Annotated in this window: 7 protein-coding genes; 3 read left to right on the top strand and 4 right to left on the bottom strand. The window is 42.4% G+C overall.

Translation table 11 applies throughout. From position 1 onward, the window contains the following. Window positions 1-86: 86 nt before the first annotated feature. Together fbaA and Q8M62_RS07245 are read left to right on the top strand one after the other, a co-directional pair. A complete protein-coding gene (fbaA, locus tag Q8M62_RS07240; protein ID WP_092729445.1) occupies window positions 87-1148 on the top strand; it encodes a class II fructose-bisphosphate aldolase in 1062 nt (353 codons plus the stop codon). Window positions 1149-1215: 67 nt separating this feature from the next. Beyond that, a complete protein-coding gene (locus Q8M62_RS07245; protein WP_304901051.1) occupies window positions 1216-2766 on the top strand; it encodes an alpha-amylase family glycosyl hydrolase in 1551 nt (516 codons plus the stop codon). 58 nt (window positions 2767-2824) lie between these two features. On the opposite strand, the gene Q8M62_RS07250 is transcribed toward Q8M62_RS07245, so the two are convergent. After that, complete coding sequence (locus tag Q8M62_RS07250; protein WP_304901050.1) at window positions 2825-3484, bottom strand: hypothetical protein; 660 nt, start codon at window positions 3482-3484, stop codon at window positions 2825-2827. Window positions 3485-3971: 487 nt separating this feature from the next. On the opposite strand from Q8M62_RS07250, the gene Q8M62_RS07255 reads away from it, so the two are divergent. After that, entirely contained in the window at window positions 3972-9344 is a 5373-nt protein-coding gene (locus Q8M62_RS07255) for a CHAT domain-containing protein (protein ID WP_304901049.1), read from the top strand. 69 nt (window positions 9345-9413) lie between these two features. On the opposite strand, the gene pfkA is transcribed toward Q8M62_RS07255, so the two are convergent. The 3 genes from pfkA to Q8M62_RS07270 all read right to left on the bottom strand — a co-directional run bounded on the left by pfkA (window position 9414) and on the right by Q8M62_RS07270 (window position 13008). Then, a complete protein-coding gene (gene pfkA / locus Q8M62_RS07260; RefSeq protein WP_304901048.1) occupies window positions 9414-10400 on the bottom strand; it encodes a 6-phosphofructokinase in 987 nt (328 codons plus the stop codon). Continuing rightward, the gene (locus Q8M62_RS07265) at window positions 10401-10772 is read right to left on the bottom strand and encodes a methylglyoxal synthase (RefSeq protein ID WP_092729450.1); all 372 of its coding nucleotides are present in this window, start codon (window positions 10770-10772) and stop codon (window positions 10401-10403) included. Window positions 10773-10962: 190 nt separating this feature from the next. Continuing rightward, the gene (locus Q8M62_RS07270; RefSeq protein WP_304901047.1) at window positions 10963-13008 is read right to left on the bottom strand and encodes a S9 family peptidase; all 2046 of its coding nucleotides are present in this window, start codon (window positions 13006-13008) and stop codon (window positions 10963-10965) included. Window positions 13009-13114: the final 106 nt, after the last annotated feature.

The following is a 13114-nucleotide window of genomic DNA, read 5'->3' on the forward strand; positions in this document are numbered from 1 at the left end:
GAAATGCCCAAGAGAAAAGCTTCTCATATAACGAGATGATTATCCAGGGCATTCCATAAGGCCTACAAAAAACAATTTAAAATCTTATGAAATTTAAACCAGGAGTAAAATACGGAAACGAGCTTCGCGACCTGTATGCCTACGCAAAAGAAAACGAATTTGCGATGCCCGCGGTCAATGTGATCGGATCCAATTCAGTGAATGCCGTGCTGGAGACAGCCAAAAAAGTAAATTCCCCTGTGATCATTCAGTTTTCGAATGGTGGGGCGCAGTTTTATGCCGGCAAAGGTCTGGCAAATGATAAGCAACAAGCCAGTATTGCCGGTGGAATTTCCGGTGCGCATCACGTGCATCAAATGGCCGAAGCCTATGGCGTTCCGGTGATTTTGCATACTGATCATGCAGCATTGAAGTTATTGCCTTGGATCGATGGCTTATTGGAAGCTGGCAAAGCCTACCATGCAGCTTATAAAAGACCGCTATACAGCTCACACATGCTGGATCTTTCTGAAGAGCCGCTACACGAAAACGTAGAAATTTCCTGTAAATACTTCACTGAATTTGCTAAGCTGGACATGGCGATCGAGATCGAACTGGGTGTGACTGGTGGTGAGGAAGATGGGGTGGATAATTCAGACGTAGATTCTTCGAAGCTTTACACGCAACCAGAAGAAGTAGCTTATGCTTATGAGCATTTGAAGGAAATCGGAGATCTGTTTACCATTGCCGCTGCTTTTGGCAATGTGCATGGTGTTTACAAGCCGGGAAATGTAAGCTTGAAGCCAATCATTTTGAAAAACTCTCAAGATTTCATCAATCAGAAATACGGAACAACAGGTAAGCCATTGAACTTCGTGTTCCATGGTGGATCAGGTTCCACTGTAGAGGAAATCCGGGAAGCAAATAGCTATGGATCGATTAAGATGAATATCGATACGGACATGCAATGGGCGATGTGGGAAGGTATCCTCAATTATTACAAGAAAAACGAAGGCTATCTGCAGACCCAATTGGGGAATCCAGATGGACCGGATAGCCCAAACAAGAAATACTACGATCCCCGCAACTGGTTGAGAAAAGGCGAAGAGAACTTTGTGAAGCGTCTCGAGCTTGCTTTTGACATGCTGAATGCCGTAGGGAGAAATTAATTTCTAGACCAATTAATCTTTGAAAAAGTCACTTAAACAGGTGACTTTTTCTTTTCCCAATTTAATTATGAAAAGAAACCTGCTAACCATTTCAATTTTGGCACTTGCTGTTTTTTCCTCCTGCGAAAAAAAGGTAGCACCCGAAGTCAAAAACTATTGGCCTCAGGCCGGTGTGACCTATGAGATTTTTGTTCAGTCATTTTATGATTCCAATGGTGACAGCATCGGAGATTTTAATGGAGTCACTCAGAAGTTGGATTATGTGAAAGAGTTGGGCGCTAATGCGATCTGGTTTATGCCAATCATGCCTTCCCCAACTTACCATAAATATGATGTGACGGATTACAAGGCCGTTCATCCCGACTATGGTACTATGGAAGATTTCAAAAATCTCCTTGATGAGGCACACAAGCGCGATATTAAAATCGTTGTTGACCTGATTATCAACCATACCGGAAGCGATCACCCTTGGTTTCTGGAAGCCAAATCCGGTCGGGATAATCCATACCGGGATTATTATGTTTGGGCTCAGAAAGATACTATTGCTGATTTTTTGAATAAAAAAACGATCACACTAGACTCGGATAATATCAGACAATGGCATGATCCGGGACAGGGAGAAGATTTTTACTACGGATTTTTCTGGGGAGGAATGCCGGATCTCAATTTTGATAATCCCAAAGTTCGGGAGGAAATTTACGACGTCGGAAGGTTTTGGCTGGAAGAAATAGGCGTGGACGGATTCCGCTTGGATGCGGCTAAGCATATATTCCCGGATGATCGTCCGCTGGATAATCACGAGTTTTGGAAGGAATTTCGCTCAAAAATGGAAGCCATCAAGCCGGATGTTTATCTGGTAGGCGAGGTATATGACAAAAAGGAAGTTGTGGCTCCATACCTACCGGGTCTGCCTGCCCTTTTTAATTTTGATTTCCACTACACGCTTTTGGAGACGATGAATACTGAGAACGGGATGCTTTTGGCTAAAAAACAAAAAGAAGTTCTCGATTTTTATCAAGCCATTACCCCAAGTTTTATTGATGCTACCTTTTCTTCCAATCACGATCAACCTCGAATTCTGAATGAATTGGGTTCAGATTCCAAGAAATACAAACAGGCTATTTCTATTCTTCTAACCATGCCTGGGGCGCCTTATCTGTATTATGGAGAGGAGATCGGAATGCTAGGGTTGAAACCCGATGAGCACATTCGCGAGCCTTTTCTTTGGGACATAAAAGCCAAAGACACTGGTAGGGCTCAATGGATCAAGGCGAAATATTCCAAAGATTCGACAGTGACTCCTTTGGCTCAGCAGAGAATGGATCCAAACAGCTATTTCAATCACTACAAAAATCTTATTCAACTCAGAAATTCTTATCCGGCTTTAGCGGTTGGGTCACTTACTCTTCCGGAATCAGAACTGCAAAAAACGGTGATGGCCTATTTCCGAAAATCAGGTGACCAGGAGATTTTTGTGGTTCACAATGTGGGAAAAGAAGAGGTGGAAATTGATTTACCTGCTGGATTCAAAGCTGTGATTTTCAGTTTGGGAGAAAGCGAGGAAAAAGCAGACAAATTGAAATTGTCCGGAAACTCAAGTAGGGTTTATTTGAAATAATTTGTAAAAAGAGTTAGACTCTCAAAAGGCCCGGAATTGATATTTCGGGCCTTTTTTTTTATTCCTTTTTTATAAGTTTTCGTGATATGCCCAAGCCGAAATTATAGAAGTTGCCATCAAAATCAGACACGAAATAGTGGAGCCCTCCTTCAGGTCGAATTACCCAACCATCGCCAAAATTTATCCCAAAACCAAAATTCAATTTTAAGAGTCCATCATCAATCCCACTACCTTCTTCTAAAGAAATCATATAGCTTGGAGAGAGATTAAGCGTCACTTTTTCACCAAGAGGAAGGGAGAATATTAAGGTTGGGTCTGTCATCCAGTTTTTATCAGCGCCATCTCCAAAATTGAATCCTACAGGAAGGTAAAACGCGAATTTTCCACTTTCACTTGAGAATTTTGGTCCAATCGTCAAGCCATTTATTCCATCACCCTTACCTTCATTAAAATTGAATCGGTCATATCTGACGCGAAGTTCAGTCAAATTGCTTAACCCAAGCCCGGATTGAAAACCAAAATTGTTGAAAATCTTGTTACTTTCTCCATCGTATGCTACTCCGACATTGGAATAAAATGCAGTCATTTCCGCATTCCCTTTTCCTACAGATCTCGCTCCTTGAAAATTGGAAGAAAATTGGGCCAGACTGTTGGTTGAAATTGAAAGTAAGCTTCCTACTGCTAAGAAAACTACCAGAACTCTTTTTAGATTTTTCATTTTGTATTTGTCGGTGATTATAGTGCTGACACCGCACTTTTTTGTGTTGGGTTTTTGAAAAAAGGGAAGGCCTTGTGTGATCAAGAATTTCCCTAAGTGATATTAAAAAGATGGAATAGGACCATGCCTTTGAAAAAGCTGAAGCCAGAATTCATTTTTAGGTTTTTCACCGGATTAGAGGGGAGGTTTCTGAATATTTAGTGAAAATCCGGTATTTTTTTTCAGTCAAAGTCCTTATATGGCAAAAATTGATAATTGAGTCCGGGTAGATCAATTGCTCCAACCCAGTTCAATAAGTCTTTTTAGAGAGTTGTTTTTTTGGTAAAAGATCCCCGATTCGATTTTTGCATTCTTTTGAATAAAGCTTAGATTTAAGTGACTGTAAGTCTTCCATTTAGCCCGCAAACCATTAAGGCGATGATTTTTTGAACTGCCTTGTGGATTGCAGGAATTTTTCATTAAACCAATTTTTAAAACCTAACGCACCATGTCAACATTCAAAATCAGGTTAAGAGGTCAGGAGCTTCCCAAAGAAATTTTCCAGCTGGAGGATCAGGCACTTGGCTATTACGATGTCACCAAAACTTTCACGGTCGAAAGCTCCACACGGAGTGATGTTCCGGAACATATCTTGGAACTTGCACAGGATGAAATCCTTGAGCTGGACTTTGAGGACAATACATTTTGGCTCGGAGACGCAGATTCGGTCAAGCAAATTTTTGCCAAAGAACTCAAACGAAGCGGGGATAGTGAGGAGATTTACCTATCAGGCACTATTGAAACCGACGAGCAGGATCGAAGCCTCGTGCAGAAAGTAGCGATCAAAGCTGCCAAGGTTTTTGTGAAAAATAAAGTCATCCGACCCGGAATTAAAAACCTGGCTATTAAAGCTGAAAATGCTGCATTGAAGTTTGCCGGGAAGACCGTGGAAGATGATAAAGCCGCAGTGCTGCTTTCTGTTTCCAAAGATTTTGATTTGGCCGAGGCTGATTTTTCGAAACTGGATCATGCTAAAAAAAGTCTTTTGCTAATTCACGGTACAGGCTCTTCATCCTTGGGTTCTTTTGGAGAAATGAAAGGGACAGAGGAGTGGGGTAGGCTCGTTGATTACTACGGAGCGTCCAATCTTCTGGCCCTGCAGCACCGCACGCTTACCTGTAGTCCCTTGCAAAACGTTTTGGCTACTCTGGAATCCCTTCCAAATGGGATCGTTCTGGATTTGATTACCCATTCCCGGGGAGGTTTAGTGGCTGATTTGCTGGCCAGATTTGCGGCTCATCCGGATGGGTTTGGGGAAGATGAGTTGGAAGTGTTAAAAAAAAGTGAGCGTAAAATCGACTTGGATACGATTGCTAAGATTTCCAAGGTACTCATATCCAAATCCATAAAAATCGACCGGGTGGTCCGGGTAGCCTGTCCTGCCAATGGCACTACGCTTGCATCCAAGCGGATGGACATGTTCCTCAATGTGATCATCAATTTGATCGGTGCGGCAATCGGAGGCACTACCAATCCAGTTTTTGCCACGATGAAAGAGCTGGTATTGGCCTCTATCGAAACCAAGGATGATGTCACGGTGCTTCCAGGTTTGGAGTCAATGAATCCCGAATCTCCATTCATCAAAGTGCTTAATTTCCAAGGAACAGAAAGGGAAATCGATTCTCAGCTAATCGTCATAGCAGGAAGCAGTGAGCTGAGTTTGGCATTTAAGAGTTTGGTAGTGTTGGTTGGGAAGTTCTTTTTTCGGGGGAAAAATGACCTCGTGGTAGACACCGCGAGTATGGAGTTTGGAGCAAAGCGAATTCCGGGAAATGTCTACCTCTATCTGGAAGAAACAGGCAAGATTGACCATATTACCTATTTCAAAACTCCAAAAATCCGTAAAACCATTCAAACCGGGCTTCTCGGAAGGCTGGAAGAATTTTCAGGGAAAAATAGGACCGATGGAATTACTTTCCTCCGCAGTGGTGATCGGGGAGGCTTCGTATTGGAAGGTGGCAGGTACACCGGGACCGAAGTGAGTGGCAAAAAACCAATTCTGATCTTACTTCCCGGAATCATGGGTTCCAATTTGAAGGACAAGAATGATTTACTTTGGATCCAATATGGGCGATTTTTAAGAGGTCATCTGAAATATCTCAAACCCCACGATAAAGATTGTATTGACCCGGATTCACTGATCAAAACTTCCTATAAGAATCTGGGGGAATACCTGAGCAAAAACTACGACGTGGTTGCTTTTCCGTTTGATTGGAGGCTTAGTATGGAAGGAAATGCGGCCCTTTTGAATGAAAAAGTAAAGGAGCTCCTGAGCTTTGGACAACCGATTAAAATGGTTGGGCACAGTATGGGGGGAGTTTTGACACGTGATTTTATCCTGTATCATCCGGATACCTATCAAGCGCTAAATTCACTTCCCGGCTTTAAAATATTGTTTTTAGGTTCCCCATTGGGAGGTTCTTATCGGATTCCCTATGTACTATTTGGTAAAGATGGAATTATCAAACTTTTGGCAAAAATCGACATCAAAAACTCTTCAAAAGACCTTTTGAGTGTCTTTGTGAATTTTCCGGGTATTCTTGCATTGCTACCCCTAAACAAATCCGGGAAGCATGATTTTTCCGAAAGGTCATTTTGGGAAAAACTGCGCAAGGCCTCGGGAGACGACTCTTGGCCTATTCCCAACGAGACAGATCTCAAGAATTTTGGCAAGTACCAAGAGCTGATATTACAGCAGGAACATAAAATCAACTACGACAATATTTACTACATCGCGGGACAGAGTCGACAGAAAAAGTTCACAATCTCTGATCTGGAAATCAAAGATGGACAGCTGATTTTCCATGCAACCCATCAAGGAGATGAAAGTGTGACCTGGGAAAGCGGTATTCCTAAAGGTATTTTGGATCGCAATCATTTTTACTACGCCAATGTCACCCATGGAGGGCTTTCTACTGAAAAGAAGATTTTTGGAGCGATAGAGGATATTTTAAATCAAGGAAAAACCGGACGCTTACAAAATTCACTTCCCAAAGTCCGAGGCGACGAGAAAGATTTCCTTGCCCAAGAGGAAGAAATCTTTGATCTCAGCGAAGAAAATACCATCAATATGCTGCTTGGGCTAGGCGAGGATGGGGAGCTCAGAGATCACGAAGCTCCAATTCAGGTGAAAGTTTGCCATGGCGATTTGGTGTTTGCAGATTATCCGGTGTTGGCAGGGCATTTTCAGTTTGACGCGGTATTGACCACGGAGAAGGTGATTGACGGAAAACTGAATGGGGAACTCTCAAGATTGCTGAGCTTGGGATTATATCCCGGCCCCATCGGCACTCATCAGATAGTGATGGCCAAGGATGTGTCCAATACAGACAAGCACTTCAAAGGCACAGTGGTAGTTGGGATGGGTATTCCGGGTGAATTGACTCCTTATCAATTGATGTTGACCGTTTCCAAAGGAATCTCAAGATACCTCACGATTCGAAATGTCAGTGCCGATGAAGATGAAGACTCAGACCAAATCGAAACCAAGGAAATTATGGGCATCTCCATTATTGCTTTGGCCAACTCCTACGGAGGTTTTTCTAACGACACATCCATCCGATCGATCATTTTGGGGATTCAGGATGCGAACCGAAATATTAAAAAAACCTATGGGGGTAAGGTTAAGGTGATCGAAGAAATCGAGATCATAGAACTCTTTCATGATCGTGCTTTGGGAATATTGAGGACTGTCAAAAATCTCGAACAGGATGAAAGCAGGGAATACAATATCAGTGTTCCCCATCTTTCTTTAAGCAAAAAAGTAGGGCGTTTATCCCGAATTCCTTTTGATAACACAGCAGACTGGTGGACCCGAATCAAGGTGACTGAGGACTCAGAGGAAAATGTAAGCAGGGGATTTTCCAGGAAAATTCTCATGGCCATGGCCACCAATGGTGCAAGCGAAAAAGAAGTGCCACTTCAGGCAAATGTGAGAAATATCGAGACTTTGCTGGATGGGATGACTCATAAGAATCAATATGAGCCTGAAATCGCCAAGACCATGTTTGAACTGTTGATTCCATTCGAATTTAAAGAGGATCTCAAGCGACAGAACAATATTACTTGGGTTTTGGATAAACGGACTGCAAATTTTCCCTGGGAAATGCTTCAGGAGGATATCAATGGTCTTCCACTTTGCATCCATGCGGGGATGGTGCGGCAGTTGTCCACACCAAATTTCCGCAAAAATGTCACCAATGTTCAGGATAAAAGAGCACTTGTGGTTGGCGATCCTGAATTGAAAGGCTTTATGCCACAGCTTAAAGGTGCCGAAAAAGAGGGGGGGTTGGTGACGGATAAACTTAAAAGCAGTGGATTTGAGACGCAAAGCTTAATCAAAAGTGGAGCACCAGAGATTATTCTGAAGCTTTTTACCCAGAATTATAAAATCATTCACCTTGCCGGTCATGGAGTATTCAGCCAGGATGCGGACAAAGGGTCGGGTATGGTCATTGGAAACGGAAATTTTCTGACCACGAGCGATATCGCTCAGATGAGCAAAGTTCCTGAATTTGTCTTTGTGAATTGCTGCTATTTGGGCCAAATCGACAGCAAAGCCGAGGATGCCAATCAGTACAGAAACCGGCTTGCAGCCAATATTGGGACGCAACTCATTGAAATCGGAGTCAAAGCAGTGATTGTAGCAGGCTGGGCAATCGATGATTCGGCTGCGTATGATTTCTGTGAAAAATTCTACGACTGTCTGCTTAGTGGCGTCCCATTTGGTGAGGCTACCAAATCAGCCAGAAAATTGATCTTTGAACGCTATAAGGGACGGACCAATACTTGGGGGGCATATCAGTGTTATGGCGATCCATTTTACAAGTTGGATGGGCTAGGTTCTTCGCAGAGATCAAGTCAGAAATTCTATCTACTTGAAGAAATAGAACTGGAGTTATACAATATGATTTATTCGCTAGAGTCCAAAAATCTAAGCAATGAACATGCACTCAAAAAGCTCCAAATTCTGGAAGAGGCATTGAAGCAATCCAATCTTTCCAGTGATAAAATTTTGGAATACAAGGCCGAAGTGTATAACAAGATCGGAGATTATAGCAGAGCGATTTCACTTTATGAAAAGCTGATCAGACTCGAAAAAGCAGGCTATTCATTCAGAGCAATGGAGCAATATTGTAATATCACCTGCAAATATTGGGTGGAGGAATTTTCCAGATTTCCGAAAAAAAGAGAAGAGGCGATCAAAGGAATCGAGCACGCTATTTTGAGGCTGAATAGTCTTTTGGCGCTAGGTGCTACAGCAGAGCGGTTCAGTCTTTTGGGTAGTGCTTATAAGCGTAAATTGATGCTTTTAAAAGCCGGAAATAAAGAGGAATTTATCCAGACCTTAGAAAATTCTTCAAAAGCTTATTTTGAAGCAGCGATGATTGCGGATTTTAAAACATCCTACCCTATCAATAATGGCGTTCAGCTTGGGCGAATCCATCAACTCATTACTGCTAAGGAATTTGTTTTAGATGGGAAGTCCAGAGTGAATTTCGGGAAATTAATCGCTGATTTAGAAAAGCTGATCCAGTCCAACCCTAAAGAAAAAAAGGATTATTGGGATTTAGTAGCCGAAACTAATCTTTCACTTTCAAGAATAGTAATTGACAAAAAGCCAGCTAAGAAGGATTGGGAGCAATTGAAAAACTCCTACGCCGAAGTCTGGATAAAAGCAGGAAGCACCTCAGACAAAAAGGCTGAGGAAGAGCATTTGGAAGTGTTGATAAAAGGGTTGGAATTGGGAGAATCTGAAGAAGCCAAAGTTTTGAAGGAGTCTTTGAAAAACCTCAAGATGGGATTTGGAGATGGAGTGTGATACAAAAGTCTAAGATTAAGGAAATCCTCTAAAATAAAAGACCCGCAGAATATTTCGCGGGTCTTTTGGTTAGGTTGACAGGATATTTGCAACTCTCAGATCATCTTCATCGACTTTCTTGTCATCCACGATGGCTTTGACAATTGGCGTAAATACCACTTTGTGATTAATCAGTCCTGCCATGACATCGTATTTGCCCTGCATCAGACCTTCTACTGCGGCTACACCAAGCTTGGAGGCAAGCAGCCTGTCAAAGGAAGTTGGTGCTCCGCCACGCTGTAAGTGTCCCAGGATAGTCACCTTAATATCATAATAGGGCAGGAATTTTTTCACTTTATCGGCGATCTCTTGCGCTGAACCACTTTTTCCACCTTCGGCTACAATTACGATGTTTGAAGTTTTCATCGCCTTGGTTCTAGATTTCAGCTTTTCTATCAGTGATTCGATTGGAGTTTTATTCTCCGGGATGAGTATGGCCGCCGCGGCACTTCCGATTCCTGCATTCACTGCTATAAAACCGGCATCTCTACCCATTACCTCCACAAAAAATAGTCTGTCATGTGACGTAGCTGTATCTCGGATTTTGTCAATTGCCTCTATTGCCGTATTGCATGCCGTATCGAAACCAATCGTAGAATCTGTCCCTGAGAGGTCATTGTCAATTGTTCCCGGAAGACCGATAGCCGGAATCCCATATTCTTGGTAAAATAAATGTGCTCCGGTGAGTGAGCCATCTCCACCAATGACAATCAGCGCATCGATTCCATGGGCTTTTAAATTGGCATAGGCCTTTTTCCTTCCTTCCGGTGTTCGAAATTCTTCGCTTCGTGCAGACTTCAGGAATGTCCCTCCTCGTTCCAATACATGGGTGATGTTTCTGGAATCAAGTTTTTTAATGTCATTTTGGATCATTCCTTCGTAACCACGATAGATCCCATACATATCAAGATTGTAATAAAATCCGGCTCGGACAGCGGCACGAATTGCAGCATTCATTCCGGGAGCATCTCCACCTGAGGTGAGTACGCCAATTTTTTTTATGGTTTTAAGTTCCATTTAAGTGTCAGTTAGTGCTTTAAACATGAGCGCTGCAGTCGCTGGATTTGTTGCCAATGGGATATTGTGTACATCACAAATCCGCATAAGCATTTGTACATCAGGCTCGTGAGGATGTCTGTCAAGGGGATCGCGAAAGAAAATTACTGCAGTTAGTTTTTTTTCGGCTGCCATGGCAGCAATTTGAGCATCTCCACCCAAAGGACCTGAGAGCAGTCGTTCTACTTCAAATCCCGCTCTTTCGATATGGGAACCGGTGGTGCCGGTAGCTACAAGATCAATATCAACACGGTGAAGTGCGTCACGGAATCCACTTAAAAAATGAACCATGTCAGCTTTTTTGCCATCATGGGCGATCAGGGCAATTTTCATGAACAGGTGATAATAGGTTTGATCCAAAGGTAGGAAAAATTCGCATTTCCCTTCTCAGGCAAGAGTTTAAAGACTCAATTATGTAAATGAGATTGTAAAATGATTGGTTCATTTTCCTACAGACTAAGCTTTCACTTCCTTAGAGAAATTTCCATTATTTGATCTCAATAGCTATCCGGTCCGAGAATGCTTATAGTGAGGTCTTCCCCTCCAGCATGAGTAAAAATGCATATTCCAGAGCCAATTCCTTTAGTGCATTGAATCTTCCCGAAGCCCCACCATGACCAGCCTCCATATTGGTATCCAATAGAAGTAGATTTTGATCTGTTTTCATAGCTCTCAATTTAGCCACCCACTTGGTCGGTTCCCAATATTGAACTTGCGAATCGTGCAATCCTGAAGTGACGAGGAGGTTGGGATAGGCTTTTGCTTCCACATTGTCATAGGGAGAGTAGGAAAGCATGTAATCGTAGTATTCCTTTTCTTTTGGATTTCCCCATTCCTGAAATTCGCCCGTGGTCAATGGGATACTTTCATCCAGCATCGTGGTCACCACGTCCACAAATGGAACATTGGCAATGGCTCCATTGAAAAGGTCTGGTCTGAGATTAAGTATTGCACCGACGAGTAATCCGCCTGCACTTCCGCCCATTGCATAAAGGTGAGCAGGTGAGGTGTAGTTTTCTGTGATCAAATGTTCCGCACAGGTGATGAAATCGGTAAACGTATTCCGTTTGTTAAGCATCTTTCCCTGCTCATACCAGTGCCTTCCCAGGTCTTCACCTCCCCGGATATGTGCGATCGCAAAGACAAATCCCCGATCTAAAAGACTTAATCGATTGCTGGAAAAATAGGCGTCCATGCTGTAGCCATAGGATCCATAGGAGTAGAATAGGAGTGGGCTTTGGCCATTTTTTATGAAAAGTGATTTTCTGTAGACCAAAGAAATCGGAACCAATGTCCCATCTGAAGCCTTTGCCCAAATCCGCTCCGAGTGATAAAGATTGGGATCATGACCTCCCACTACTTCTTGCTGCTTGAGTAAAGTCTTTTCACCGGAAATCATATCGTAATCAAAAACAGAGCTTGGAGTTACCAACGAATTGTATCCGAAACGGAGAATATCCGTTTCAAATTCAGGATTGGTGCTGACCCAAGCGGTATATGTTTCATCATCAAATTTCAATGAATAACCTTCTTTCTTCCAAGGCTTTATTTGAATCTGTGTTAAGCCATTGGTCCGTTCCTGTGTGACCAGATAGTTGGAGAATAGCTCGAAATCTTCCAAGAGCACTTCCGATCGATGGCCAATCACATCAATCCAATTTTCTTTTCCGGGTTGAGAAATCGGTGTTTTGACGAGTTTGAAATTTTGAGCATTCTCATTGGTTTTGATCCAAAAAAACTCCTCAAAATGATCGGCGGCATATTCCAAATACGGTATCCGTGCTTGAAGAATCTGAAATTCACCCTGGGGTTGATCCGATTTCAGGAATCTCATTTCTGAAGAAATCGAACTTTCGGAATGAATAAAGAGGTATTCTTCTGTTTTGGATTTGTGTACCATGCAGGAGAATTCCTCATCAGTTTCCTCAAAAATTAATTGATCTTCTGACGGGTTCGAACCGAGAGCATGTTTGTAAATCCGGTGAGAACGGAGTGTTTCAGGATCTTGTTTGGAGTAAAAAAGCGTCCGATTGTCGGCTGCCCACACAAGATTTCCAGTGATTTCAGAAATGGATTCGGCTAAAATTTCACCTGTTGCCAAGTTTTTAAAATGAATTGTATAAATCCTTCTTCCAACCTCATCAGCTGCAAAAGCAAGAATTTTTTGATCGGGTGAAGTCGCTGTTCCACCAACTTGATAAAATGATTTTCCCTTTGCCAGGTCGTTTACATCCAGGATGATTTCTTCAGGTCCTTCCTGCGAACCCTTTTTTCGGCAATAGATTGGATATTCCCCCCCTTTTTCATAGCGGACATACCAATAGTAACCAGACTTGAAGTAGGGAACAGTCTGATCATCCTCTTTAATCCTGCCTTTCATCTCTGCGAAAAGTTCCTTTTGGAATTCCTCAGTGGGCTTCATCACCTCTTTCAGAAAGGAGTTTTCAGCATTGAGGTATTCAATTACTTCCGGGTTTTCACGATCATTCATCCAATAATAGGGATCGATTCGCTGATGACTATGGATTTCTAAAAGTTGGGGTTTCTTTGGAGCGATTGGGGCTTGCATTCTCGATATTTTGTCTGCAAGGTTAATAAAAAATCAAGGACCTTGGTTCAAATTAATTTTCAATAGTGATTTTGAATTTTTTAGAACCGAATAAATCATCCCCGGA

Source organism: Algoriphagus sp., from assembly GCF_030694375.1.
In the GTDB taxonomy this organism is placed as follows: Bacteria; Bacteroidota; Bacteroidia; order Cytophagales; family Cyclobacteriaceae; genus Algoriphagus.

Coding starts and splice junctions, on each gene's coding strand:
- fbaA (WP_092729445.1), top strand. CDS start 87: ATGAAATTTAAACCAGGAGTAAAATACGGAAACGAGCTTCGCGACCTG.
- Q8M62_RS07245 (WP_304901051.1), top strand. CDS start 1,216: ATGAAAAGAAACCTGCTAACCATTTCAATTTTGGCACTTGCTGTTTTT.
- Q8M62_RS07250 (WP_304901050.1), bottom strand. CDS start 3,484: ATGAAAAATCTAAAAAGAGTTCTGGTAGTTTTCTTAGCAGTAGGAAGC.
- Q8M62_RS07255 (WP_304901049.1), top strand. CDS start 3,972: ATGTCAACATTCAAAATCAGGTTAAGAGGTCAGGAGCTTCCCAAAGAA.
- pfkA (WP_304901048.1), bottom strand. CDS start 10,400: ATGGAACTTAAAACCATAAAAAAAATTGGCGTACTCACCTCAGGTGGA.
- Q8M62_RS07265 (WP_092729450.1), bottom strand. CDS start 10,772: ATGAAAATTGCCCTGATCGCCCATGATGGCAAAAAAGCTGACATGGTT.
- Q8M62_RS07270 (WP_304901047.1), bottom strand. CDS start 13,008: ATGCAAGCCCCAATCGCTCCAAAGAAACCCCAACTTTTAGAAATCCAT.